The sequence below is a fragment of the Neorhizobium sp. PAMB6716 genome (genome assembly GCF_058242805.1).
The window spans coordinates 389,171-414,325 of the sequence record NZ_CM177835.1 but is presented as its reverse complement, the minus strand read 5'-3'; the positions used below and the strand labels follow the sequence as shown (position 1 = coordinate 414,325).

General features: G+C 61.1%; 27 protein-coding genes and 1 other RNA gene. 18 read left to right on the top strand and 10 right to left on the bottom strand.

Going from position 1 to position 25,155, the window contains the following annotated elements:
• Window positions 1-27: 27 nt before the first annotated feature.
• Both gap and tkt read right to left on the bottom strand, forming a co-directional pair.
• Window positions 28-1,038 carry a type I glyceraldehyde-3-phosphate dehydrogenase gene (gene gap / locus AC4CWH_RS01950; protein WP_491320160.1) on the bottom strand — a complete coding sequence of 337 codons (1,011 nt, stop codon included), beginning with the start codon at window positions 1,036-1,038 and terminating at the stop codon, window positions 28-30.
• 137 nt (window positions 1,039-1,175) lie between these two features.
• Entirely contained in the window at window positions 1,176-3,155 is a 1,980-nt protein-coding gene (gene tkt / locus AC4CWH_RS01945) for a transketolase (RefSeq protein WP_491320159.1), read from the bottom strand.
• A gap of 343 nt (window positions 3,156-3,498) precedes the next feature.
• On the opposite strand from tkt, the gene AC4CWH_RS01940 reads away from it, so the two are divergent.
• From AC4CWH_RS01940 to rcdA, 11 genes are all read left to right on the top strand, one after another.
• Window positions 3,499-3,771, top strand: a complete 273-nt coding sequence (locus AC4CWH_RS01940) for a DUF4164 domain-containing protein (RefSeq protein WP_491320158.1) — start codon at window positions 3,499-3,501, stop codon at window positions 3,769-3,771.
• Window positions 3,772-3,795: 24 nt separating this feature from the next.
• Entirely contained in the window at window positions 3,796-4,173 is a 378-nt protein-coding gene (locus AC4CWH_RS01935; protein WP_491283946.1) for a cell division protein ZapA, read from the top strand.
• Between the two features lie 46 nt (window positions 4,174-4,219).
• Window positions 4,220-4,378: non-coding RNA, 6S RNA (ssrS, locus tag AC4CWH_RS01930), on the top strand.
• Between the two features lie 202 nt (window positions 4,379-4,580).
• Window positions 4,581-6,083 (top strand): sensor histidine kinase, encoded by a 1,503-nt coding sequence (locus AC4CWH_RS01925; RefSeq protein ID WP_491320157.1) that lies wholly within the window; start codon window positions 4,581-4,583, stop codon window positions 6,081-6,083.
• The gene (locus AC4CWH_RS01920; protein ID WP_491320156.1) at window positions 6,080-6,517 is read left to right on the top strand and encodes a response regulator; all 438 of its coding nucleotides are present in this window, start codon (window positions 6,080-6,082) and stop codon (window positions 6,515-6,517) included. The genes AC4CWH_RS01925 and AC4CWH_RS01920 overlap by 4 nt, the downstream gene beginning before the upstream one ends.
• 16 nt (window positions 6,518-6,533) lie before the next feature.
• Complete coding sequence (locus tag AC4CWH_RS01915) at window positions 6,534-7,580, top strand: histidine kinase dimerization/phosphoacceptor domain -containing protein (protein WP_491320155.1); 1,047 nt, start codon at window positions 6,534-6,536, stop codon at window positions 7,578-7,580.
• Between the two features lie 185 nt (window positions 7,581-7,765).
• The gene (locus tag AC4CWH_RS01910) at window positions 7,766-9,034 is read left to right on the top strand and encodes a hemolysin family protein (protein ID WP_491321330.1); all 1,269 of its coding nucleotides are present in this window, start codon (window positions 7,766-7,768) and stop codon (window positions 9,032-9,034) included.
• A complete protein-coding gene (locus AC4CWH_RS01905; RefSeq protein WP_491320154.1) occupies window positions 9,031-9,615 on the top strand; it encodes a 5-formyltetrahydrofolate cyclo-ligase in 585 nt (194 codons plus the stop codon). The genes AC4CWH_RS01910 and AC4CWH_RS01905 overlap by 4 nt, the downstream gene beginning before the upstream one ends.
• 10 nt (window positions 9,616-9,625) lie before the next feature.
• On the top strand, window positions 9,626-10,450 hold the full coding sequence (locus AC4CWH_RS01900; RefSeq protein ID WP_491320153.1) for a TIGR00282 family metallophosphoesterase: 825 nt from the start codon (window positions 9,626-9,628) through the stop codon (window positions 10,448-10,450).
• 13 nt (window positions 10,451-10,463) lie between these two features.
• Window positions 10,464-10,655, top strand: a complete 192-nt coding sequence (locus tag AC4CWH_RS01895) for a DUF1192 domain-containing protein (protein ID WP_491320152.1) — start codon at window positions 10,464-10,466, stop codon at window positions 10,653-10,655.
• Between the two features lie 344 nt (window positions 10,656-10,999).
• Window positions 11,000-11,509, top strand: coding sequence for a protease adaptor protein RcdA (gene rcdA, locus AC4CWH_RS01890; protein ID WP_491283940.1), 510 nt, complete (start codon window positions 11,000-11,002; stop codon window positions 11,507-11,509).
• A 266-nt stretch (window positions 11,510-11,775) separates the two neighbouring features.
• On the opposite strand, the gene AC4CWH_RS01885 is transcribed toward rcdA, so the two are convergent.
• Together AC4CWH_RS01885 and rpmE are read right to left on the bottom strand one after the other, a co-directional pair.
• Window positions 11,776-12,654: a D-alanyl-D-alanine carboxypeptidase family protein gene (locus AC4CWH_RS01885; protein ID WP_491320151.1), complete on the bottom strand. Its 879-nt coding sequence runs from the start codon at window positions 12,652-12,654 to the stop codon at window positions 11,776-11,778.
• A gap of 150 nt (window positions 12,655-12,804) precedes the next feature.
• Entirely contained in the window at window positions 12,805-13,026 is a 222-nt protein-coding gene (gene rpmE / locus AC4CWH_RS01880) for a 50S ribosomal protein L31 (RefSeq protein ID WP_491283938.1), read from the bottom strand.
• Window positions 13,027-13,208: 182 nt separating this feature from the next.
• On the opposite strand from rpmE, the gene AC4CWH_RS01875 reads away from it, so the two are divergent.
• Window positions 13,209-15,008 carry an ABC transporter transmembrane domain-containing protein gene (locus AC4CWH_RS01875; protein ID WP_491320150.1) on the top strand — a complete coding sequence of 600 codons (1,800 nt, stop codon included), beginning with the start codon at window positions 13,209-13,211 and terminating at the stop codon, window positions 15,006-15,008.
• Between the two features lie 147 nt (window positions 15,009-15,155).
• Entirely contained in the window at window positions 15,156-16,127 is a 972-nt protein-coding gene (locus AC4CWH_RS01870) for a Bug family tripartite tricarboxylate transporter substrate binding protein (RefSeq protein WP_491320149.1), read from the top strand.
• Between the two features lie 33 nt (window positions 16,128-16,160).
• Here the strand turns inward: AC4CWH_RS01870 and AC4CWH_RS01865 are convergent, their stop codons facing one another.
• The 5 genes from AC4CWH_RS01865 to AC4CWH_RS01845 all read right to left on the bottom strand — a co-directional run bounded on the left by AC4CWH_RS01865 (window position 16,161) and on the right by AC4CWH_RS01845 (window position 21,184).
• On the bottom strand, window positions 16,161-17,192 hold the full coding sequence (locus AC4CWH_RS01865; RefSeq protein ID WP_491320148.1) for a peptidoglycan -binding protein: 1,032 nt from the start codon (window positions 17,190-17,192) through the stop codon (window positions 16,161-16,163).
• 3 nt (window positions 17,193-17,195) lie between these two features.
• The gene (locus AC4CWH_RS01860; RefSeq protein WP_491320147.1) at window positions 17,196-18,239 is read right to left on the bottom strand and encodes a flagellar motor protein MotA; all 1,044 of its coding nucleotides are present in this window, start codon (window positions 18,237-18,239) and stop codon (window positions 17,196-17,198) included.
• A 140-nt stretch (window positions 18,240-18,379) separates the two neighbouring features.
• The gene (locus AC4CWH_RS01855) at window positions 18,380-19,180 is read right to left on the bottom strand and encodes an inositol monophosphatase family protein (protein ID WP_491283933.1); all 801 of its coding nucleotides are present in this window, start codon (window positions 19,178-19,180) and stop codon (window positions 18,380-18,382) included.
• 178 nt (window positions 19,181-19,358) lie between these two features.
• Entirely contained in the window at window positions 19,359-20,522 is a 1,164-nt protein-coding gene (locus tag AC4CWH_RS01850; RefSeq protein ID WP_491320146.1) for a tetratricopeptide repeat protein, read from the bottom strand.
• A gap of 8 nt (window positions 20,523-20,530) precedes the next feature.
• Entirely contained in the window at window positions 20,531-21,184 is a 654-nt protein-coding gene (locus AC4CWH_RS01845; protein ID WP_491320145.1) for a thiamine phosphate synthase, read from the bottom strand.
• Window positions 21,185-21,381: 197 nt separating this feature from the next.
• Here AC4CWH_RS01845 and AC4CWH_RS01840 point away from each other — a divergent pair, with 197 nt between their 5' ends.
• Both AC4CWH_RS01840 and AC4CWH_RS01835 read left to right on the top strand, forming a co-directional pair.
• The gene (locus tag AC4CWH_RS01840) at window positions 21,382-22,158 is read left to right on the top strand and encodes a sulfite exporter TauE/SafE family protein (RefSeq protein WP_491320144.1); all 777 of its coding nucleotides are present in this window, start codon (window positions 21,382-21,384) and stop codon (window positions 22,156-22,158) included.
• Window positions 22,159-22,242: 84 nt separating this feature from the next.
• Window positions 22,243-22,503, top strand: coding sequence for an ArsR/SmtB family transcription factor (locus AC4CWH_RS01835; RefSeq protein ID WP_491283929.1), 261 nt, complete (start codon window positions 22,243-22,245; stop codon window positions 22,501-22,503).
• Window positions 22,504-22,698: 195 nt separating this feature from the next.
• Here the strand turns inward: AC4CWH_RS01835 and AC4CWH_RS01830 are convergent, their stop codons facing one another.
• Window positions 22,699-22,875, bottom strand: coding sequence for a YdcH family protein (locus AC4CWH_RS01830; RefSeq protein ID WP_491283928.1), 177 nt, complete (start codon window positions 22,873-22,875; stop codon window positions 22,699-22,701).
• Window positions 22,876-23,250: 375 nt separating this feature from the next.
• On the opposite strand from AC4CWH_RS01830, the gene AC4CWH_RS01825 reads away from it, so the two are divergent.
• From AC4CWH_RS01825 to AC4CWH_RS01815, 3 genes are read left to right on the top strand one after another with little or no spacing between them, the layout of a single operon-like run.
• Window positions 23,251-23,454, top strand: coding sequence for a YdcH family protein (locus tag AC4CWH_RS01825; RefSeq protein ID WP_210105600.1), 204 nt, complete (start codon window positions 23,251-23,253; stop codon window positions 23,452-23,454).
• A 50-nt stretch (window positions 23,455-23,504) separates the two neighbouring features.
• Window positions 23,505-23,972: a 5-(carboxyamino)imidazole ribonucleotide mutase gene (gene purE / locus AC4CWH_RS01820; RefSeq protein WP_491321329.1), complete on the top strand. Its 468-nt coding sequence runs from the start codon at window positions 23,505-23,507 to the stop codon at window positions 23,970-23,972.
• A complete protein-coding gene (locus tag AC4CWH_RS01815; RefSeq protein WP_491320143.1) occupies window positions 23,969-25,027 on the top strand; it encodes a 5-(carboxyamino)imidazole ribonucleotide synthase in 1,059 nt (352 codons plus the stop codon). The genes purE and AC4CWH_RS01815 overlap by 4 nt, the downstream gene beginning before the upstream one ends.
• Window positions 25,028-25,155 lie beyond the last annotated feature (128 nt).

Here is a 25,155-nt window from a genome sequence, read left to right as displayed (position 1 = left end):
CCCCCAAAATCAACAGACACTGCGCAATCAGATGGTCTTGGCGAGCGCCACAGCCGTATCGGACATGCGGTTGGAGAAACCCCATTCGTTGTCGTACCAGGTGAGGATACGCACGAAATTGCCTTCGAGAACCTTCGTCTGGTCAAGGGCGAAGATCGAGGAATGGCTGTCGTGGTTGAAGTCGCGCGATACCAGCGGCTCGTCGGTGAAGCCGAGGATGCCCTTCAGCGCGCCATTGGAGGCAGCGATGATGGCGTCGTTGACTTCCTGAACGGTGGTGGTCTTCTTGGCAACGAACTTGAAGTCGACGACCGAGACGTTCGGGGTCGGCACGCGGATCGAGGTGCCGTCCAGCTTACCCTTGAGGTGCGGCAGAACGAGACCAACTGCCTTGGCAGCACCGGTCGAGGTCGGGATCATGGAAAGCGCTGCCGCGCGGGCGCGGTAGAGATCCTTGTGCATGGTGTCGAGCGTCGGCTGGTCACCCGTGTAGGAGTGGATCGTGGTCATGAAACCATGATCGATGCCGATGGCGTCGTCGAGAACCTTGACGACCGGAACCAGGCAATTCGTGGTGCAGGACGCGTTGGAGATGACCAGGTGTTCGCTGGTCAACTGGTCGTCGTTGACACCAAAGACGACAGTCAGGTCAGCGCCATCGGCCGGTGCCGAAACGATGACGCGCTTGGCGCCAGCCGTCAGGTGGGCAGCAGCCTTGTCGCGCGAGGTGAAGATGCCGGTGCATTCCAGAGCGATATCGACACCGAGTTCGCCATGCGGCAGTTCGGCCGGGTTGCGCACAGCCGTGACCTTGATCGGCTTGCCGCCGCCCACGATGATGGTATCACCAGACACTTCGACCGAGGCCGGGAACTTGCCGTGGATCGAATCGTAACGCAGCAGGTGTGCATTCGTCTCGACCGGGCCGAGATCGTTGATGGCAACCACTTCGATATCCGTGCGACCGGATTCGACGATGGCGCGCAGGACATTGCGGCCGATGCGGCCGAAACCATTGATGGCAACCTTGACAGTCATATGCATTCACTCCCTCGAAAATGGGCTTTTATCGAAACTGCGAGGCGCCGGCGGCACCTCGCCTGATGGATGCGGCGGCGACGCCGTCACCTGGACTTTAGAGCGCCGACGGCGCTCCTGCCTGAACCTAGATCAACTCAGAGCTTGGCTTCGGCTGCGGCGACGACGGCCTCGACCGTGATGCCAAAATGCTTGTACAACTCCTTGGCCGGACCGGAGGCCCCGAAGGACTTCATGCCGATAAAGGCGCCGTCATTGCCGATGAAGGCATCCCAGCCTTCGCGCACGGCTGCTTCCACGGCAATCTTCACCGGGGAATGGCCGATGATCGCTTCGCGGTAGTCGTCGGACTGCTCGAAGAACAGTTCCACGCACGGAACCGACACGACGCGGGTGGCAACACCCTTGGCTTCGAGAGCCTGAGCTGCCTTCACCGCAATCTCGACTTCCGAACCGGAGGCAAAGATCGACACCTTGGCGTCGCTCGACGAGACCAGCTCGTAAGCGCCCTGGGCGCAAAGGTTCTTTTCCTCGTATTCGAGGCGAACCGGCATCAGGTTCTGGCGGGTGAGCGCCAGGCCCGAGGGGCGATGCTTTTCGTTGAGCGCGATCTGCCAGCACTCTGCCGTCTCGGTCTCGTCGGCCGGGCGGAAGAGCATGAGGTTCGGGATGGCGCGAAGGGCAGCCACATGCTCGACCGGCTGGTGCGTCGGGCCGTCTTCGCCAACGCCGATCGAATCATGCGTCCATACATGCACGACGCGGATGCCCATGAGGGCCGCGAGGCGCACCGACGGGCGGCAATAATCGGAGAAGATCAGGAAGCCGCCGGAATACGGGATCAGGCCGCCATGCAGCGCAATACCGTTCATGGCAGCAGCCGTCGCATGTTCGCGAATGCCCCAGTGCATGTAGCGGCCGGAAAAGTCCGTCGGCGTGATCGACGTCATCTGGCTGGTCTTGGTGTTGTTGGAGGGCGTCAGGTCGGCCGAGCCGCCAAACGTTTCCGGCAACAGGCCGTTGATCACTTCCAGCACGTCTTCGGAGGCCTTGCGGGTGGCAACCGTCGGGTTGTTGGCGGCGACCTTCTTCTTGAAGGCATCGATGGCGCTGTCGAAACCACCGGGCAGATCGCCGGCGAAACGACGCACGAACTCGGCGCGTTTTTCGGAAGCCGTTGCAGCCAGACGCTCTTCCCATTCCTTGCGCGCCTTGGTGGAGCGCAGGCCGGCCAGGCGCCAGGCATCCAGCACGTCGGCTGGAATGGCAAAAGCTTCCGATTCCCAGTTCAGCGACTTGCGGGCCGCTGCGATTTCTTCCGCACCCAGCGGATTGCCGTGGACCTTGTGGGTGCCCTGCTTGTTGGGCGCACCAAAACCGATAATGGTTCTGCAGGCAATGAAGGTCGGGCGGTCGGACTTCTGAGCCGCCTCGATGGCAGCGGCAATCTCGTCCTGGTTATGGCCATCAACTTCGATCGTGTTCCAGTTGACCGACTTGAAGCGGGCAATCTGGTCGGTCGAATCCGACAGCGACACGGCACCGTCGATGGTGATCTTGTTGTCATCCCAGAACACCACGAGCTTGTTCAGCTTGAGGTGACCGGCAAGCGCGATGGCTTCCTGGCTGATGCCTTCCATGAGGCAACCGTCACCCACAAGAACATAGGTGTGGTGGTTCTGCAGGTCGGTGCCGAATTCGGCGCCAAGCTTGCGTTCGGCAATCGCCATGCCCACGGCATTGGCGATACCCTGGCCGAGCGGGCCGGTGGTCGTCTCGATGCCCGAGGCGTGACCGTATTCCGGATGGCCGGCGGTCTTGGAGCCCAGCTGGCGGAACTGCTTGATGTCCTCGATCGTCATGTCCTCGTATCCCGTGAGATAGAGGAGCGAATAGAGCAGCATCGAGCCGTGGCCGGCCGACAGCACGAAGCGGTCGCGGTCGGGCCAGAGCGGGTTCTTCGGATCAAACTTCAGGTAACGGCTGAACAGGACCGTGGCGACGTCGGCCGCACCCATCGGAAGGCCCGGATGGCCGGAATTGGCCTTCTCGACAGCATCCATGGCAAGGAAACGGATCGCGTTTGCCATCCGGTTATGTTTTTCTGGAGAGGTCATGGCTAGTCCGCTGGTTCGCAGTGTCAATCACGGCCCTTCGAAAGGACCAAATGAGGCGCGGTCGATCCTTATCAGGTGCAACGGCCAAGTCAACAAACGGCACGTTCCACAATGTGTTCCCGCGACAAATGGTGCAGGGCGAGAATGGCCCCGCGCCCGCCGTGCCAGCTTTTGCGCGCTCGCCGGAAAAACGGTGTAAAACAACGCGATCCACAGCTAAGCGAGGGCTCACCAGCCCCGGCTTTATTGACCGCCTCCTTTGCCACGCCTAGTGTGCGTGGACGACGACACAGCGGGTCATCACGATTCGTGATTGCCCTGGCGGGCTTTGAGTACCAGCAGGATGCCGGTGGAAAAAACGTTGAATACAGCCCTATCCGAGCTTCGCAACGCCGTGAACGGCCTGGAAAACGCCATCGATATGCGCGTTGAACGCCAGCGCGAAGCTTCCGACGTGGAAAACGAGGTGCGCCGCGTCCATGCCGATCGCGCCCGCCTTGCCCAGGAACTCGACCAGTCGGAATTTCGCGCAAACCGGCTGGAGGAAGTCAACCGCGAGGTGTCCCGCCGGCTGGTGACGGCGATGGAAACCATCCGCGCCGTTCTCGACCGATAGCCAGCAGAAGGTAGAGTTAAGCGCATGGCGCAAGTCACAGTGATGATCGACGGCAAGGCCTACCGCATGGCCTGCGAGGAAGGCCAGCAGGGCCATCTGGAAGATCTCGCCGCGCGTTTCGACCGCTATGTCGGGCACCTGAAAAGCCAGTTCGGCGAAATTGGCGACCTGCGCGTCACCGTCATGGCCGGCATCATGGTGATGGACGAACTCTCCGAAGCCGAGCGGCGGATCGCAGCACTTGAAAACGAACTTGCTGGCCTGCGCAACACCCGTGAAGGTGCCGCCGAACAGCAGCAGCGCAGCGAAGAGGCCATTGCGGCGGCCATCGGGGAATTGGCTGCCCGGCTGAACGGCATCACCGCCAAGTTGAATGCCCGCCCGCAGGCGCCGTCGAATTAACGCGACAGCCACTGGCGGCGACGTCAATCCTCACCTATATTGCTGATGCGGTCTGCGCTTCCCGACAGGAACCACAATCCCTGGGGCCATACTCGATCCAAAGGGAGCTGTCCCTGACCAGGCCCGTGGGCTTGGACATATGGCGCCCACCTACGTTTGTAGGCACCCAGGATCGTAAAAATCCATCGGTCGCCGTGGATCGCACCTTTTTCGACTTTCGACTGTATTTAAAGGCTTTGCCCGTCGAGGCGGGCACACAAGACGCAGCACTTGGTATCCGTTGCCAAGATGTCGACGCCAACCCTTCGAATTTAAGGGGTAAATGGCGGTGCGGTGTCGAAGACCCTCTTGAAATACGCGAGTGGTGAACCATGTCCCGCAACCAGGGGACAGGTTTTTCGCGTACCATGCCATTTACAAATACCAAGTTTGCACGCTCATCGCTGCTGATGCTGTTCATCGGCGCTGCGGTTCTCGCAGCCATTGTCATTGCCTCCGTCGTTCTTTCCCGCATGACACAGAGCTATTTTGATGACGTCGTTCGCCTGCGCGCGCTCAGAAGCGCTGCCGCCGATACGATGCTTTACCTGCGCTCGGCGGAAGCCGGCCAGCGCGGCTACCTCATCACCGGCGACGAGAGCTTCCTGAAGCCTTACACGGCGGCCATCCAGGGCATGGCGGACCAGCGGCAGCGGCTGGAGAGGACTTATGCCAACCAGACGGCCGTGACCTTTTCCATGCAGCAGTTCGATGCGCTGCTGGTGGCCAAGCTCAACGAGATGAAATCCACGGTGGATCTGGCCACCGCCGGCCGCTTCGATGCCGCGATCGACATCGTGCGCAACGCCGCGGGCCGGCAAATGATGGACGATATCAGTGCGCAGCTTGCGACGCTGACCGGCGATCTCGACCGCAAGCTGACCTCCGGCGTGCAGGAACTGCGCGACGTCGCCACCATGCTGCAATGGTTCACCATCGGCGGCGGCCTGGTGATCATGGCGGTGGTCGGCGGTGCGATCTTCGTCGTCATGCAGCATGTGCGCGAGCTTTCGCGCGCCCATAGCGAGGTGGAGGAACTGAATGCCGGCCTTGAGGAGCGCGTCAATGAGCGCACCGAAGACCTCATTCAGGCCAATCGCGAAATCCAGCGTTATGCCTATATCGTTTCGCACGATCTGCGTGCGCCGCTCGTCAATATCATGGGTTTTACCAGCGAGCTGGAACAGACGCTGAAATCCATCCGCACCTATGTGCTGTCGGAAAACGCCGCGACGCTTCGTGACGACGAGGTGCGCGAGGCGCGTCTTGCGGTGGAGGAGGATCTACCGGAAGCGATTTCGTTCATTCGCTCCTCGACCAAAAAGATGGACGGCCTGATCAACGCCATCCTGAAGATTTCCCGCGATGGGCGCCGTGATCTGAAGCCGGAACGCGTCGACCTGCAGTCTCTGCTGGAAGCGACCGCCGACAGCATCAATCATCAGGTGACCGAAGGCGGCGGCGAGGTGTCGATTTCGGTGTCTGCGGCGCGCGCGCTGGTCACCGACCGGTTTTCGCTGGAGCAGATTTTCGGCAACCTGTTTGACAATGCCGTCAAATACAAGGACCCTTCCCGCGCACTCAATCTCATTGTGCGCGCCTTTACTGTGGGGAGAAACGCGCTGCGCATCGAAGTTTCCGACAATGGGCGCGGCATCGCACCGGAAGATCATGAGCGTGTATTCGAGCTTTTCCGCCGGTCGGGCCTGCAGAACAGCCCAGGCGAAGGCATTGGCCTTGCACATGTCCGATCGTTAGTCAGAAATTTAGGCGGGGAAATTACGGTGACATCGACGCTTGGCGGCGGATCGACTTTCATCATCCGCCTGCCGATGGATTTATCCCAGTATGTCAGGAGTAACGGGTCATGAAGGCAGCAGGCCGCGAAGTCACCATCGTGATGGTCGAGGATGATGAGGGCCATGCGCGCCTCATCGAAAAGAACGTGCGCCGCGCCGGCGTCAATAACGAGATCGTGCCGTTCACCAATGGCAACGAAGCGCTCGACTATATTCTCGGCACAGACCGAACCGGCGACAATATCCAGAACCGCTACATGCTGATCCTGCTCGATCTCAACCTGCCGGATATGTCGGGCCTCGACATTCTGGAAAAGGTGAAATCCAACGTGCATGCCAAGCGCCTGCCGGTGGTGATCCTGACGACGACGGATGACGAGCGCGAAATCCAGCGCTGTTATGATATGGGCGCCAATGTTTACATCACCAAGCCGGTGGATTACGACAGCTTTGCAAATGCCATCCGGCAGTTGGGCCTGTTCTTCTCCGTCATGCAAATACCCTGAACATCCCGTGGAGCCGATGCCGCAGAAGACCATCCTTTATGTTGACGACGACGTGGCGCTCGGGCGTCTCGCGCAACGGTCTCTCGGTCGCGTCGGCTACTCTGTTAGCCATGTCCTCGACGGGGAAAGCTGCCTTGCAGCGCTGGGCGCGGAGAAATTCGATGCCGTCGTGCTCGACCATTATCTGCGCACGGAGACCGGCCTCGATATTCTCCGAACCTTCCACAACCGCGGGATCACGGTGCCGACGATCTATGTCACCGGCTCCAGCGAAGCGACGATTGCCGTCGATGCCTTAAAGAGCGGCGCCTCGGACTATGTGATCAAGACCGTCGGCGACGAATTCTGGTCGCTGATGGACAGCGCGCTGACGCATGCGATTGCCACTGCCGAGCTTCGCCGCGCAAAAGAGCGCGCCGAACAGGAAATACGCCTGGGCAAGGAGCGCGCCGAGGTTCTCTTGGCAGAGGTCAACCATCGCGTGGCCAACAGTCTGGCGCTGGTTGCCGCCCTCATCCGCCTGCAGGCCACCAACAGCCGCGACGAGACGGTGCGCGAGGCGCTGTCGGAAACGCAGGCGCGCATTTCCGCCATCGCCGGCATGCATCGCAGCCTCTACACGTCCGACGACGTGCGCCATGTGGAGATGGACAAATATCTCGGCACGCTGGTGCAGGAGGTGCAAAGCTCCGTCAATGTGGAAAGCCAGGGGCCATCGATCCGGCTCTCGGCGGAGCCCGTCTCGCTCACCTCGGACCGCGCCGTTTCCGTCGGCATGATTGTTACTGAACTTCTGACCAATGCCATCAAATATGCCTATCCGGCAGGTGTCGAGGGCGAAGTGCGGGTAACGCTCACACGCCAGGGCGAAAACGAGGCGCTGCTGGCCGTCGAAGACGATGGCGTCGGGCTGGAGGAAGGATCGAGCCCGAAGGGCACCGGTCTTGGCAGCCGCATCGTGCGCTCCATGGCCACCACGCTGGGTTCTGCCATCCGTTATGTGCCCTGCGCCGTCGGCACACGCGCCGAACTCAGCCTTGAACTGGCGGCCAATCCCGGCTGATCCTGTTGCAATGCAAAGGCTGCGCCGCTAAGATTGCCGCAACGTCAGCCTGCCACTCCGCAAGATTTTTGTGCGGGTTTCGGCCGGCAGGATTGGCCGGTTAGCGTGCCGATCCGGGATCGCCGTGTATTGTGCGGCCAAGATCCCTGGCGATAACCGAAGAGTGTCTCTTGTTTACCGAAATTCTGATTGTCGTCTGCCTTACCATTCTGAACGGCGTTCTTGCCATGTCGGAACTGGCGGTTGTCTCTTCGCGCACCATCCGTTTGAAAATGATGGCCGAACAGGGCAATAAAAGCGCCACCATGGCCATGCGCCTTGCGGAAAACCCCGGCCGCTTCCTCTCCACCGTGCAGATCGGCATCACGCTGGTCGGCGTGCTCTCCGGCGCCTTTTCGGGTGCAACGCTGGGTGCACGTCTGGCCGGCTGGCTACAGGAACAGGGGCTGTCGCCGGCCCTGTCCGATGGCCTTGGCGTCGGCACGGTGGTTGTTGCCATCACCTATCTGTCGCTAATCGTCGGCGAGCTGGTGCCCAAGCAGATTGCGCTTCGCGCCCCGGAAAATGTCGCAGCCCGCGTGGCGCCCGCCATGGTGGTCCTGTCAAAGATCTCGCTTCCCCTCGTCTGGCTGCTGGATGCGTCCGGCCGCGCGGTTCTGAAGCTTCTCGGCCAGCAGGGCCAATCGAACGACCGGGTGACAGACGAGGAAATCCGCAGCGTGCTTGCCGAAGCCCATAGCGCCGGCGTGATCGAATCGGAGGAATCCGCGATGATATCAGGCGTCATGCGGCTTGCCGACCGCACCGCCCGCGGCCTGATGACCCCGCGCCGCGACGTCGAGGTGATCGACATCGAGGACGATCTGTCCGAAATCCGCGAACAGTTGCGCAACACACCGCGCTCGCGCCTTCCCGTGCGCAACGGCTCGTCCGACGAAATTTTGGGCGTCCTGTTCGTGAAAGATGCCTATGAAGCGATCGTGCAGGGGGTCGACCTCGACATCCGCAATCGCATGCGCGAGGCCCCCGTCGTGTCCGACCTCACCGGCGCCATCGACGTAATCCAGGGCCTGCGCCGCACGTCTGCACAGATGGTGCTGGTTTATGACGAATACGGTCATTTCGAAGGCATCGTCACCTCCGGCGACATTCTGGAAGCCATTACCGGCGTCTTTGAGGAAGACAATGTCGATGAGCCGGCCGTCGTGCTGCGCGAGGACGGTTCCTATCTCGTGGCCGGCTGGATGCCGGTTGACGAGTTTGCCCACCAGATGGGCTTTCCCATGAAGGATGACCCCGATTACGAGACCGTCGCCGGCTTTGTGATTGATGAGTTGAAGCACCTGCCGCAGCTCGGCGAAAGTTTTGTCTGGAACGGCTGGTCCTTCGAGGTGATCGACCTCGACGGAAGGCGTATCGACAAGCTTCTGGTGCGCAAGCTGGCCGACGCATGACGGATAAGGTCCAGGAAAAGGTTGTGCTGCGCAAGGAGCGGCTTCTTGCACGCGATGCCCTTGCCGAAGCCGAGCGCATCGAAAAAAGCCTGTCCATTGCAGACCACGGCGAGGCAGCGTTTCGCGCCGAGACGCCATTTTTCGTCGTCTCCGGCTTTCTGCCGATCCGCTCCGAGGCCGATATCCGCCCGCTCCTCTCGGCGCTCAGACAGACAGGCGCCCGCATCACACTTCCCGTCATTCTCGACAAGCAGACCATCGTGTTTCGGGAGCTGGTGCCCGGTGCCGAACTGGTGTCCATGGGCTTTGGCACCTATGGGCCGGGGCCGGAGGCAGCCGTGCTCGATCCCGACCTGATGCTGGTGCCGCTCGCTGCCTTTGACGCCACGGGCCAGCGGATTGGTTATGGAGGCGGTTATTACGACCGCGCCATCGATCGTTTGCACAGAAAAGGCTTAAATCCCCGCCTCATCGGCATTGCCTTCGATTGTCAGGAAGTGGCATCTGTGCCGGCAGAACCTCATGACGTCCGGCTGCACGCGGTTTTGACCGAAAGCGGCCTTCGGCGTTTCAACACTTGATCGGATCGGCATGCGACTTCTTTTTCTCGGTGACATGGTAGGCAAGACGGGCCGCACGGCCGTATGGGATCGCCTGCCCGGCCTCGTCTCCGACCTCAAACTCGATTTTGTCATCGTCAACGGTGAAAATGCCGCCGGCGGCTTTGGCATTACCGAGGACATCTTTCTGGAAACCGTGAATTCCGGCGCAGACGTCGTCACCACCGGCAACCACGTCTGGGACCAGAAGGAAGCCGTCAGCTTTGCCGGCCGCCACGACCAGTTCTTGCGCCCGGCCAACTATCCCGCCGGCACGCCCGGCCGCGGCTCCGGTATCTTTTATGCGCGAAACGGCGCGCGCGTGCTGGTGGCAAACGTCATGGGCCGCGTCTTCATGCATCCGGAACTGGACGACCCCTTCAAGAGCGCCGAAGCGATCCTCGCCGCCTGCCCGCTGAAGGAACAGGCCGATGCAATCATCTTCGATTTCCACGCGGAAGCGACCAGCGAAAAGCAGTGTTTCGGCCATTTCGTCGATGGCCGCGCAAGCTTCGTGGTGGGCACACACACCCATGTGCCGACCGCCGACCACCAGATCCTGAATGGCGGCACCGCCTATATGTCGGATGCCGGCATGTGCGGCGACTACGATTCCTCGCTTGGCATGGAAAAGGAAGAACCGCTCAACCGCTTCATCTCGAAAATGCCAAAGGGCCGTTTCGAGGCGGCAAGCGGACCGGCGACCATCTGCGGTGTCGGCGTCGAGATATCCGATACGACGGGCCTTGCGGAAAAGATCGCGCCGCTGCGCATCGGGCCGCGGCTTTCAGAGACCATTCCGGAGTTCTGGCGCTGACGCGAGGTTTTGCATGAGCCTGTTTGACGACGACCGCCCCAAAAAGCCCTCGAAACACGAGATCGGCTCGGACCTTTCGCGGCTGTCGGTTCAGGAACTGGATGAGCGGGTGGCCCTTCTTCACGCGGAAATCGAACGTCTGAAGACAGCAAGGGCTGCGAAGGAAACCGGGCTGAAGGCCGCCGAAGACCTGTTTCGCAAGTGAATGCCACTCGCGGGAAGTGTTACCGCGGACGTTCAACCAGAGCGAAGTTTAAATGTATATTAAGCATTTTCGTTGATGATCGGCATGTTCGGTTCTGCCGGACGCAGACGGTTTCTCCAGTCGGTGAATTGGTCTGATTTCTCCCTGTTTTACCTTGAGAGCCGCTTTTGCGGCTCTTTTTTTTGTGAGCCTGTGTAAACTGTGGGAATTAACCCTTCCTTAAGAATTGGCTTGCGGATTTCGGCTAGTGGTATCATCTTCACGGCATGAACGACGGGGCGCGGAACTTTTTGCCCGCTTCCGTCATTGCCTGAACAAGTGAATGCGTTAGCAGGATAATCTCGATGTCAGAACAGGTATTGAATACCGTCAGTTTCGCAGGCCGCGCCGCTAACTCGTCGCAGTTCAAAGCTCTGTATGCCGAGGGCATGTCGCTGGTGGAAGAAACCGCGGCCTATCTCGATGGCCCCGGCCGCGCTGCTTCAAAAGTGCTACCGCGCCTTGCCACAGTTCTTTACGCTGCCGAGTCGATGCGCCTGACGACCCGCCTGATGCAGATGGCATCGTGGCTGCTCCTGCAGCGCGCCGTCAACAATGGCGAAATGAGCCATGACCAGGTTCTGTCGGAAAAGAGCAAGGTGCGCCTCGACGGCTTCAACGTCGACCGCATGGCACCGGGCTGGGGTGACCTGCCGGAATCCTTCCGCGATCTCGTCGAACGCTCGCTGCGTCTTCAGAACCGCGTCGCCCTGCTCGACCGCGAAATCTACCGTCCGAACGACACGATCGTTCCCGACAACGAAAACAGCGTCCGCGCCCAGCTCGATCTGTTGCGCACCGCGTTCACCAGCTGATCCATCGCCGGACCTACACGACAGACGAAAAAAGCGGGCTTTGCCCCTTCATACTGCTCACGAAGGGCTTTCAGCTTGCTTCCGTCATGCTCGGGCCTGTCCCGAGCATCTACAAACGTTGATTTTATTGGATCTTAGTAGATCCTCGGCACAAGGCCGAGGATGACGTCGCGGTGGGAGACAGGTTTGTCAACAAACTGAAGCGGGTTTGGCCCGCTTTTTTTGATTCTGCCGATCAAAGGTTAGAGGGACGCTGCCCTCCCCTCTCAGGTCTTCGGTTTTGTCGTATCGACCGCCACCGTCTTGTTGGACGGCGCCTTGGTGGCAACCGGAGCCGCCGGAAGAACGGCCGGCAGGTGCCGGTCCATCATCGCCATCATGTCCGCATCGCGCTCATGCGCGCTCTTGCCGCCCAGCACGACGCCAACCAGATGATGGCCAGCGCGGTCCACTGACGTGACGAGGTTATAACCGGAGGCATCCGTATAACCCGTCTTGATGCCGCTTGCGCCGGGATAGGCGTTCAACACGCCGTTATGGCCGCGCAGCTTCATGCCGCGAAAGGTGATGGTGCGGTTGGAGAACAGCTTGAACTCTTCCGGATAATCGCGCATCAGCGCCAGTCCGAGCTTGGCCATGTCTTCCGCCGTCGTCACCTGCTCGGGATCCGGAAGGCCGGCCGGATTGCGGAACACGGTTTTCGACATGCCCAGCTGATGTGCCTTCTGCGTCATCAGCACGCCAAAGCCTGCCTCGGAGCCACCGAGCGTTTCGCCCATCAGGACGGCCGCATCATTGGCCGAGAGCACCACCATGCCCAGCACCGCCTCGCGCACGGTAATCGTGCGGCCGGCGCCGACGGCAAACTTGAACGGCTCCTTGTTATTGGCGTTTTCCGACATCACCACCTTCTGATCCCAGGCGAGACGGCCCTGATGCAGGGCCTCGAAGGTGAGGTAAAGCGTCATCATCTTGGTGAGCGAGGCCGGATAGTTCAGCTCGTCGGCGTGATCCGATTCAAGCACCTTTCCCGTCTGAGCATCCATGAGAAACCGCGCCTGACCGCTGATAGCAGAGGATGTGCCGGCGGAGAGAAGACCGGCGGACAGGAAGGCGCATGCAACAAGACGGGAAAAGGGCAACATCAGAACCTCGAAACACGAAAAAGCCGGCTGCCGGTGAAGACAGCCACAGAAGAGTGAGGGATAAAACGTGAAAAACCGCCCGAAGAACTGTCCCCGGACGGTTTCAAATACATCACGTCAACCGCACCGGGACAAGGCCCGATGAGAGGATCAGAGGCCGAGGCCGCCGAAGCGCTTGTTGAACTTGGAAACGCGGCCACCGCGGTCCATCAGCTGCTGGTTGCCGCCGGTCCAGGCCGGGTGCGACTTCGAATCGATTTCGAGGTTCATGACCTGACCTTCCGAACCCCACGTGGAGAACGTTTCGTATTCTTCGCCGTCAGTCATGACGACCTTGATCTTGTGGTATTCCGGATGGATGTTGGCCTTCATGACACTCTTCCTGTGTGCGGGGTCTATATGTCGCAATTGCAGCGAGAGACCCTATCCCATAAATGAAGCCGTAGACCGATCCGGCCACGGCTTCCCAATTCGATGCGGAGCCTATACAGGAAGGTCTCCAAAAGCACAAGTACCCGCGCCCGAGAGTTAACGGGCCAAAATACGGGGCCATCGTGAGCGATAGTCAGACCACCACCGACAAGAAACGCCGTTCGCCGCAACCTCTTCTGCGGCTCGCCCCATACGTGCTCCGTTACAAGCCGATGGTGCTGGCGGCCTGCGCCTTCCTGACGCTTGCGGCCGCGACCACGCTTGCTTTGCCGCTTGCCGTGCGGCGCATGATCGACCACGGTTTTGCAGCCTCCGACGGCACCTTCATCAACAGCTATTTCGGCATGCTGCTGGGGCTTGCGGCGCTGCTCGCGATCTCCAGCGCCATGCGCTATTATTATGTCATCACCATCGGCGAGCGCGTGGTGGCGGATCTGCGCAACGAGGTGTTTTCGCGCGTCACGGCTTTGTCGCCGTCCTTCTTCGACGTCAACCAGTCCGGCGAGATCGTCTCGCGGCTGACGGCGGATACGACGCAGATCAAATCCGCCTTCGGATCGGCTGCCTCGCAGGCGCTGCGCAACACCATTCTCTGTCTCGGCGCCATGGGCATGATGATCCTTACCAGCCCAAAACTGTCGGCGCTGGTGCTGGGCGCTATTCCGCTCATCGTGTTTCCGCTGGTCGGTTTTGGCCGCTCCGTCCGGGGCCGCTCGCGCGCCGCACAGGATACGCTCGCCGCAACCTCGGCCTTTGCCTCCGAAACCATTGCCGCAACCCGCACCGTGCAGGCCTTCGGCGCTGAAAAGGCCTCCTCTGCCCGCTATGAGAGCGCTGTCGAACAGGCCTATCAGGCCGCCCGCTCGGCTATACGCTCCCGCGCGCTGCTGACGGGTTTTGCCATTCTCCTCATCTTCGGCAGCATTGTCGGCGTTCTCTGGTATGGCGCTCAGAGCGTGCTTGCCGGCACGATGAGCGCCGGCACGCTTGGCCAGTTCGTGCTCTATTCGGTGATTGCCGCAAGCTCTCTCGGCCAGCTGTCGGAAGTCTGGGGCGAGCTTTCGCAAGCCGGTGGTGCTGCCGAACGGCTGACCGAACTGCTGCGCGAGGAACCGGCGATCCGCGATCCGGCAAACCCCGTCAGCCTGCCGATGCCGGTGCGCGGCGAGGTGGACTTCGACGACCTCTCCTTTACCTATCCGTCTCGCGTGAACGGCGTAACGCTGGAACATCTGTCCTTCAGGGTTCGCGCCGGCGAAACGGTTGCCATCGTCGGCCCGTCCGGCGCCGGCAAAAGCACGGTTCTGTCGCTCCTCATGCGGTTCTACGACCCGACGGGCGGCGCAATCCGGCTTGATGGCGTCGACCTTCGCCAGGCAAAACTTGCCGATCTGCGCGCCCGCCTTGCCATCGTACCGCAGGATGTCACCATCTTTGCCGCCACGATCCACGACAACATCGCGTTTGGCCTGCCGAATGCCAGCCGCGAGGCAGTGCGTGAGGCCGCCATTGCCGCGCAGGCAGACGAGTTCATCACCCGCCTCGACAACGGTTATGACACCATGACCGGTGAACGCGGCGTGACGCTCTCCGGCGGCCAGCGCCAGCGCATCGCCATTGCCCGCGCGATCCTCAAGGATGCACCGGTTCTGCTCCTTGATGAGGCGACCTCCGCACTCGATGCCGAAAGCGAAACGCTGGTGCAGAAGGCGCTCGACGGGTTGATGCAGGACCGCACCACCATCGTCATCGCCCACCGCCTGGCAACCGTGCTGAAGGCCGACCGCATTCTGGTGATGGACGGCGGGCGCATTGTCGAGGAAGGCACCCACAGCCAGCTAGTGGCCCGTGGCGGGCTTTATGCAAGCCTTGCCCGGCTGCAATTCGATGCCGGCATGGAAGGTTTTATCGCCGCACAATAAGACCATGGCTCGATGACGGGGGTCGGCACGGCCCCCGGACCGACCGAAACAGACATTCTGCGCGTCCCTGCACCGGGACGTTGTGCGCAGCGCGTTTTACCTTCATTGTGAGATGACAGCATGTCGTCATCTCTGGGAGGAGTTTCCATGTCACTGTTTAAATCCATCGCCGCAGCCGCCGTTTTCGCCGGGCTGCTGGCAGCCGGCTCTGCACGCGCGGAATATCCCGAGCGTGTGATTACCCTCGTCGTGCCCTTTGCGGCGGGCGGGTCCACCGATGTCGTGGCGCGCATCATCGCACAGCGCATGTCCACGGATCTTGGCCAGCAGGTCGTCGTGCAGAATGTCGCCGGCGCCGGCGGCAGCCTGGGGGCCGGAAACGTCGCGAATGCGCAAGCTGATGGCTATACGATCCTCATGGGCACCGTTGCCACCCACGCGCTCAATCCGCTGATCCTGAAGCAGAAGCCCTATGACGCGGAAACGGACTTTTCCCCCGTTTCGCTGCTTGTCGTCGTGCCCAATGTGCTGGTGGTCAATCCGCAATTGCCGGCAAAGACGGTGGCGGAACTACTGGCGCTGTTGAAGGCCAATCCGGATAAATATGCCTATGCCTCATCCGGCAATGGTACGCCACTGCATCTGTCGGGCGAATTGTTCAAGATCATGGCCGGCGTCAGCATGCAGCACGTGCCCTACAAGGGCTCCGGCCCGGCGCTGAACGATGTCATCGGCAACCAGGTGCCGATCATGTTCGACAACCTTCCCTCCTCCTCCGGCCATATCAAGGCGGGCACGCTGAGGGCTCTTGCCGTCACCACGCCACAGCGCGCGCCATCCTTCCCGGATGTGCCGACCATCGCTGAATCCGGCATTCCCGGCTACGAGACCTATACGTGGAACGCGCTCTTTGCTCCGGCCAAGACGCCGCAGGCGATCGTTGCCCGGCTGAATGCCGCCGCCAAGGCGGCGATGGCCGATCCTGCCGTGGCGGAACGCATGAAGGACTTCAGCGCCACCATCGTCGCCTCCTCTCCGGAAGAGCTTGCCACGCATGTGAAGGTCGAAATCGCCAAATGGACGCCCGTGGTGAAAAACGCCAACGTGCAGATGGATTGATCTGTCCTTGATCGTGCAAAGAGACGGAGCGGATTACCGCTCCGTCAGCTTCAGCTCGATACGCCGGTTCTGGGAACGGACATCAGGCGTATCACCCTCTGCAATCGGCTGGTATTCACCAAAACCTGCGGCGACCAGCCGGTTGGCAGCAACACCTTTGGAAATCAGATACTTGACCACCGAAGTCGCGCGGGCAGACGAAAGCTCCCAGTTGTCTCGGTAACGGCCGGAGCCTGACAGAGGCGCGTTGTCCGTATGTCCGTCGACGCGCAGCACCCAGTTGATCTCAGGCGGGATTTCCTGCGCAAGTTCGAGGATCGCCGTGGCGAGCTTATCCATTTCGGCGCGGCCGGCATCATCCAGATCGGCGCCGCCGACAGGAAACAGCACTTCCGACTGGAAAACGAAACGATCTCCGACGATGCGGATATTCTGCCGGTCGGAGAGGATTTCGCGCAGGCGGCCGAAGAAATCGGACCGGTAGCGGTTCAGTTCCTGCACCCGCTGGGCAAGGGCTACGTTGAGGCGCCGACCGAGATCGGAGATACGCGCCTGCGACGACTGGTCCTTGGCCTCAGACGCCTGCAGAGCCTGCTCCACAGCGGCGATCTGGGCCCGCAGCGCGGCGATCTGCTGGTTGAGCAATTCCACCTGGCTCATGGCGCGGGCGCTGGCCTGCTGTTCCTTGGAAAGCTGGTCGGTGAGCGCACCAACGCGGGCATTGGCGGCATCGCTGGAGCCGGCACCACGTTCCAGAAGCGCCTGGAGACGCGAGCGTTCGCTTTCCGATTGCGACAGCGAGGCCTGCAGGTTGGCGAGCGTATCCTCGACATCCTGCTTGCCGCTTTTTTCCAGCGCCAGAAGCTGGGTGAGTTCCGCGATCTGGCTGTTCAACTGGTTTAGCACCGTATCGCGACCGGAAATCTCGCGGCCGAGAATGAACTGCGCCAGCACGAACACCGTGAGCAGGAACATGATGGCCAGAAGCAGCGTCGACAGGGCATCGACGAAACCGGGCCAGTAATCGACGCCGCGTTCCCGCCGGCGGTTGCGGCCAAGGGCCATCGCTTATTTCCCCCCGATCTTGTCGGACAGGCGGTCGAGCGTGCGGCGCATGGCTTTTGATTCTTCCTGCTGCGCCTCGATCCAGTCGCGCAGCATCTGCTGTTCGTTGCGCATGTTCTTGACGAGACCCTGAATGCCCTCGGCAAGGCTGTTCATGGCGGCGAGCGACCGTTCGTTCTGGGCCGTTTCGGTCTTGGACTGTGCAGCGATCAGTTTGCGCAACTGGTCCGCAACGCGACGCAGCTCTTCGGCCGAGCCATCGGCGGCGGGCACGCCGGTAACCGGCAGTTCGCCACCGACTTCGGTGACCGATGACAGCCAGTTTTCCAGTTCCGTGTAAAACCGGTTCTGGGCGCGGCCGGCCTGCAGATCGAGAAAACCGAGAATCAGCGAACCGGAGAGGCCGAGCAGCGAGGAGGAAAACGCCGTGCCCATGCCGGAAAGCGGTGCTGTCAGCCCGCTTTTCAGCGCCGTCAGGATGTCGTTATTGTTGCCGGAGCTGGGATCGAGGCTCTGGATGACCTCGCTGATCGAGCCAATCGTGCCGATCAAGCCCCAGAAAGTGCCGAGCAGGCCAAGAAAGACGAGAAGTCCAATCAGATAACGCGAGATATCGCGTGATTCGTCGAGCCGGGTTCCGATCGAATCAAGGATGGAGCGCAGCATGTTGGTGGAAAGCGCCAGCCGCTGGCTTCGCCCGAGAAGCGAGCGCATCGGCGCCAGAAGCCGCGGATCGCGCCCGACGCGGTCGGCGCTTCCGGCGGCGCGGAACGAGTTGAACCAGCGCACTTCCGGAATAAGGCTCGCGACCTGCACGAAGATCAGGATCACGCCGATGGCGAGAACGCCGAGGATCAGGCCGTTCAGGCCCGGATTGGTCATGAAGGCCGTATGGGCCTGCCGGTAGAGGATGGCCACAATGAAGCCAATGATGATCAGGAAGATCATCATGGTCCAAAGAAACGGCACCGGGTTTGAAAGCTTGTAGCCCTGTGAGCGGGGTGCCAATTCCGAACCGTTCACATCCCCGAGGGTCTCATTCGCCATGGTGCACGCAACCTCTCCGCATTACAACGCGGCGGAAGCTAGTGCAAAAATGAGACGAATTGAAGTGATGGGCACTCGGAAATCGACGCAATGCCCACGGCTTTCATCTTTCATTCACCCTGTAACGGATGAATACGCGATCAGCGGGTCGGCACCGGGCGGTTGCTGACCTCGAGAAGCTGCTTCTGGATCAGCTCGTTGCCGGCCACCACGCTTCCCTCGTCCATCATATCGTTGCCGCCCTTGAAATCGCTGATGAAGCCGCCGGCTTCGCGAATGAGGATAAGGCCGGCTGCCATGTCCCAGGGGGCAAGGCCGACTTCCCAGAAACCATCGAGACGACCGGCCGCCACATAGGCAAGATCGAGCGAGGGCGCACCGAAGCGGCGAACGCCGGCCACTTCGCCCATCACATGGCGCAGTTCCACCAGGAACTTGCCGTGGTTGCCGCGGCCGAGATTCGGCACGCCGCAGCCGATGACGCAATCGGACAGCACGCGGCGGGCGCCAACGCGGATGCGGCGATCGTTCAGAAATGCGCCGCCGCCCTTTTCAGCGGTAAACAGCTCATCGGTTGCCGGGTTGAAGATCACGCCGGCCACCACTTCGCCATTGCGCTCCAGCGCGATGGAGACGGCAAACTGCGGAATGCCGTGCAGGAAGTTGGTCGTGCCATCGAGCGGATCGACAATCCAGCGATGCGCGCCGTCGGTGCCCTTTTCCTCTTCGCCCTCTTCGCCGAGGAAACCATAGGTGGGGCGCGATTTCATCAGCTCGTCATGGACGATCTTTTCGGCCTTCATATCCGCCTGCGAAACGAAATCACCCGGCCCCTTTACCGATACCTGGAGGTTCTGCACTTCGCCGAAATCGCGAGACAATGACTTGCCGGCCTTGATGGCGGACTGAACCATGACATTGAGAAGGGCTGAACGAGCCATTGGGGGTTCCTTGCGGGTATAGGGCGGGTGTCCCTGTCGAACAGGAACGAACGTCGATCTGAACTTTTATGAATAGGCGCGTTCAGAACCACAAAACCGGGGATAATTCAAGTGACGCGACCGGATAAGGCCGCAATGGATGGCATTACGGTGAACGGCCGGCAGCAAAGGCGCCGGTTCAGCCGCGCCGGAAACGGTTTGCGGCATCGATCGCCTGCTTCTGCTGGTCCTCGTTGATGCCGAGATAGAAATCCTCGAGAACGGGATCGGCAAGGCCGGCGCGGCGGGACAGCACATACCATTTGGCCGCTTCAACCGGATTGGGGCGGGTGCCGAGCGCGTTGATGTAGAGATGCGCCAGCTTGTTCTGCGCCACCACATTGCCGCGGGTGGCAGCAATCCGCAGCCATTCGAAACCCTGATCATAATCGCGCGGGCCAGCAATACCGTTGACGAACCAGATGCCGGCATCGAGCTGGGCGGTGTCATACCCGGCTTTTGCGGCGCGGATCAGCCATTCGCGGGCCTTTGCCTTTTTTTCCGGCGCAATGTCCTTGATCGCCTCATAAAGCTGGGACACCGCATATTGCGCATCGGCGACGCCCTGCTCACCGGACTTTTCGTAAAACGGCAGAGCCAGCTTCAGGCCTTTTTCGCCGGGATTGTCGGCCACCAGGATCTGGCCCCAGTTGAACTGGGCCGATGCGTTGCCGGCATCTGCGGCGCGGCGCATGTAATCATCGGCCTTTGTCTTGTCGCGCTCGACATTGCGGCCCTCCATCAGGAGAAGCGCATACTGGAACATGGCGGCGGGATCGCCGCGTTTCGCCGCCTCGCTGTACCAGAAGGCAGCGCCCTTGGGATCATGAACGATGCCAAGGCCGCGGGTCATCATTTCCGCCACCAGCGTCTGGGCGGCGGCATCGCCGGCCTCGGCGCGCGGCAGCGCCTTGTTGAGAGCTGTCACGTAAAGGCCGCGCTGATAGGCGCCGTAGGCCTCGTCAATTGGGCCCTTGTAGGGTTTTTCCGGAGGAACCGGAGGAAGGGCCGTGCCCATACGCTCATAAAGCGTCACGCCGGAGGACGGGTAAGGGTCATCGCCGGGGCGGGCAGCCTTGTCACCGGTCGCACCGGCTGCGGCACCATTGCCGGTATCCTTCTCCTTTGCGGCATCACCGGCCGCAGCCGGCGCCTTGCGCAGAAGATCGGCGCCTTCGGGCACGGGTCGGGTAACGGCGCGCTCTGATCCTTGCGCCTGCGCCGGGCGCACCCCTTCCTTCCCGCCGGCCAGGCAGGAGAGAAAAAGGGCGGGGGCGATGAGCAGGCGAGATCTGAGGCGCATGCCGATCTTCAAGCGCCAAACCGTGGCGCTTTTTCGTCCAACAGGGCGTTGATTTCAGAGATTGCGGCCGCAGTCCCCGCCGGATGATCGAAAACGGCCAGGCGAAGGGCGACGAACTCGGCGCCGGTTTCGGCCACCTGCAGCACGGAGGCGATATCGGTGCCGCCCATCACGATGCAGGGGATCTCCACCATCGAGGCCCACCATTCGCCAAGCGCCAGGTTCTTCGGATGCGCATCCGGCTTGATGTCGCCGTCGAGCTTGCCGAAAAAGATGTAATCGGGACGCGCCTCGCCCACTTCCAGCGCCGTGTGACGGTCGGCGGCGGAGCCCGCGCCGACGATCATCTTCGGCGTGAATTTTTCAATCGCCTCTGCCAGCTCCTCGACCTTGCCGACAATGTGGAGACCGTCCGCCTTGGCGCGGCCGGCAACCCGGCTGTCGCCGGCAACAAGGGCAGCAGCGCCAGCTTCCTGGACGATGGCCACCAGCTTTTCCGCGCGCTTCTGGAAGGACACCTCGTCCAGGCCGTATTGCGGCACGATGACCGAGGCCACGTCGCCGCCGCGCAAGGCATGCTCCAGCTTTTCGGAAAGAGCTGCATCGTCTTCAGCATCGGGCACGATCAGCACGAGGCGGCAGCGGTCTTCCGGAAGTGTCATGGCGTGTCCAATCTGGCAGGTCTCTGGCCGGGGATCTGGCCAATATCATGTCTGTGTCTATGGGTCTGCGGCGCCTTGACCGACTGCATGTCTTAAAATGCAGGCTCGATCCGGTTTGGGGCTCGTCATCCCGTCCTAAGTCCGATAGACCGGTCCGGCCTTCCGATCAACACCCTAGACTTGCCCCCTGGCGCTCCATGCTCGGCTTTGCTCTCCCCAGTCTCACCTTTTTTGCCGCAGCCGTCCCGGCTGTTGCGTTGGTCGGCCTTTCCAAGGGCGGCCTTGGCGGTGCGTTCGCGCTGATCGGCGTGCCGCTGATGGCGCTCGTCGTCAGCCCCGTCGATGCGGCCGCCATCTTCCTGCCGATCCTCATCGTGATGGACATGGTGGCGCTCTACGCCTGGCGCAAGCATAACGACCGCAAGCTGCTGCTGGCCTTCCTGCCCGGTGGCATGGTGGGCGTGGCGCTCGGCTGGGCGACATCGGCCTATGTGCCACCGGATGTCCTGCGTTTCGTCATCGCCGTCTTGATGATCCTGTTTGCCCTGCGTTATTTCTATCAGGTCTACGGCCCGAGCAAGGGCGAACTGCCCGCCCCTGCCGGCCATCGCACCGGGCCTGCGCTGTTCTGGGGCACGCTGTGCGGCTATGGCAGTTTCGTGGCCCATGCCGGCGGCCCGCCGTTCCAGATCTATGCGCTGCCGCTGCGGCTTGACCCCAAGGCGTATACGGGCGCGAGCGTCCGCTTTTTCGCGCTGGTCAACGCCATCAAGGTCATTCCCTATGTGGCGCTTGGCGCGCTCGACACGAAAAACCTGTCGATTTCGCTGACGCTCCTGCCGGTCGCCCTTGTAGCAACCATGGCCGGCGCAGTGATCGTGCGGCGATTGAAGCCGGAGGTGTTTTACCCGCTGGCGTATGGATTAGGACTGCTGGCCGCGCTCAAATTACTTTGGGATGTGATGCCTTTCTAAAAAATACAACTAATTTTGCTTTGGATGCTGCGGCGCACAAGAATAGTCTTGCCGCGCTAGACTTCCTCGCGTAAGTTGCATGCCATGACGACAATCGATCCATTTTCCGCTATTGCTGATCCGAACCGGCGTTACTTGCTGGAGGAGTTGAGGCGTGCCCCGCGCACGGTCAACCAGCTGGCAGAAGGCCTGCCGATCAGTCGGCCCGCAGTATCGCAGCACCTGAAGGCGCTGCTCGACAGCAACCTGGTCACGGTGACGGCCGAGGGCACGAAGCGCATCTATGCGTTAAACAGCAAGGGCTTCCAGAAGCTCAACCTCTGGCTCGATCAGTTCTGGTCCTGAAGGATTGTTGGGACGTGGGCGCGTGGGGGCTGAAAGCATTGTCGCGCCGGCCAGCCTTCAAATCATACGCGCGCCGGAACGCACGAAACTTCCAAAAAATAAAACCGCCGCCTCGTATGGCGTCTCGCCTTGAGCGGGCGGCGGCTGGGTTTTGTCAATAACGCATGCAAGAACTCATAGGCTCTCGTCGAAAGGTCAGTGGCGTGTGTCGCTCCTCAACCGCTCCATCTGATCCTTGATGCGCAATTTGCGGCGCTTCAGGTCAGCGATTTCCTTGTCATCGGAGGATGGGGACGCAAGAATAGTCTGAAGCTCCTCCTCAAGAGCACCATGCTTCTTTTCGAGCGATGCGATATGAGCCTGTATGGTCATGTGGCACGTCCTTCCCTTTTTTCCTGCCACCGGCTCTCCGTGAGCCCGTGGCTTCAGGTTTGCAAAGGAATTGTGACACGATCCGATGGCTTTGTCGAAGGCGAAATCGTGACATCTCCGGGGCAAATCGGTGCGCGTGTTTAAAGACAGATGAAGGCTTGGAAAACTCTTCGCCTGCCCTGCCTCGCTTGAGAACACTGCGAAGCATTTACCCAAAGCGACATTAGGCGTTGATTAATCGGCGCGTCTCTGGCTCGAATGGGGCGGAGATTTGCCGCCCATCGCTCTAGTCGTTCACACGGTTTGATGGTAGGAGCTTGCGGGCATTCCCCGGCGAGACAAAGACCGGAATGAAGACAAGGGGACACGGGATCCATGGCTGATCAGGAACAGGCGGACATCAGGCTGACGCTGGCGCGGCTGCGCCAGGAACACGAAGACTATGACGCCGCCATCAATGCCATGATCCAGACAGGCTGCGAGGCGCTGCGTATCCAGCGCATGAAGAAAAAGAAGCTCGCCATCAAGGACAAGATGACGCAGCTCGAAGACCAGATCATTCCAGACATCATCGCGTGACGACAGAGGACGTGAGCTTGCTGCAAGAGAGACCGCCCGTTGCCATCATCATGGGAAGCCAGTCGGACTGGGAGACCATGAAGAACGCCGCCGACACGCTGGATGCTCTCGATGTCGGTTATGAGGCGCGGATCATATCCGCCCACCGCACACCGGAGCGCATGGTGGCCTTTGCCAAGGGCGCACGCGCAGAAGGGTTCCAGATCATCATTGCCGGAGCCGGCGGTGCTGCCCACCTGCCCGGCATGGTAGCGGCACTGACGCCGCTTCCGGTGTTTGGCGTTCCCGTGCAGTCGAAATCCATGTCCGGCCTCGACAGTCTTTATTCCATCGTGCAGATGCCGGCCGGCATTCCCGTGGGAACGCTTGCCATCGGCCGCGCCGGCGCGGTGAATGCCGCGTTGATCGCTGCGGCCGTTCTTGCCCTGTCCGATGACGACCTGGCCGACCGGCTGGACGATTACCGCGCCCGCCAGACGGCCGCTATTGCAGACTATCCCATCGACGAGGCGCCATGACGCTCAAGACCCTTGGTATCATCGGCGGCGGCCAGCTGGGCCGCATGCTGGCGATGGCCGCAGCCAGGCTCAATTTCCAGACAGTGATTCTCGAACCGCAGCCGGATTGTCCGGCAGCGCAGGTGGCGAACAGCCAGATCGTTGCCGCCTATGACGATCCGGCAGCCCTCGATGAGCTCGCCGCTGCCTGCGACGTGATCACCTACGAATTCGAAAACGTGCCGGTCTCGGCCGCCATGCATCTCTCAGCCTCGCGCCCGGTCTATCCGCCGGCCAAGGCGCTTGATGTGGCGCAGGACCGATTGAGCGAAAAGCGTTTTCTCAACGGCTGCGGCATCGAGACGGCACGTTTTCACGCCGTCGACAGCGATTCGGATCTTGTCGCCGCACTTGCCGATTTCGGCGGCCAAGGCGTGCTGAAGACACGCCGCATGGGTTATGACGGCAAGGGTCAGCGCGTGTTTCGCGGCCCCGGCGACAGCGCCGACGGCGTCTTTGCCGCGATGGGTGGCGTGCCGCTGATTCTCGAAAGTTTCGTCGCCTTCGAGCGCGAAGTGTCCGTGATTGCCGCCCGCGCCATCGACGGCACGGTCAAAAGCTACGACGTGGCCGAAAATGTCCACCGCAACGGCATTCTCCATACCTCCACGCTTCCGGCGAGAATCACTGCCGAGACGCAGGAGATGGCCAGAACAGCTGCCGAACGGCTGCTGTCGGCGCTCGATTATGTCGGCGTCATCGGCATGGAATTTTTCGTGATGCCGGATGGGACCTTGATTGCCAACGAGATTGCGCCGCGCGTTCACAATTCCGGCCACTGGACGGAAGCGGCCTGCGTGGTCTCGCAGTTCGAGCAGCATATTCGCGCCGTGATGGGGCTTTCGCTCGGCGATCCCGCCCGTCATTCCGATTGCGTGATGACCAATCTCATTGGCGGCGACATGAACGACGTGCCGCAATGGCTGGCAAAGCCCGATGTGCTCGTCCATCTCTACGGCAAGAGCGAGGCGCGCCCCGGCCGCAAGATGGGCCATGTCACACAGCTTTTGCGGTGAAATGCCTTGGCTGCCAAGGCAGGCGCGGTTGACAGGCAGGTGGTGAACCTGTATCAGCCTCCCATCCTAAAGGGGGTGCCCATGGCATCCTTTGTTTGTCAGAGACATGAGTGGCCCAAGCGCCCTCG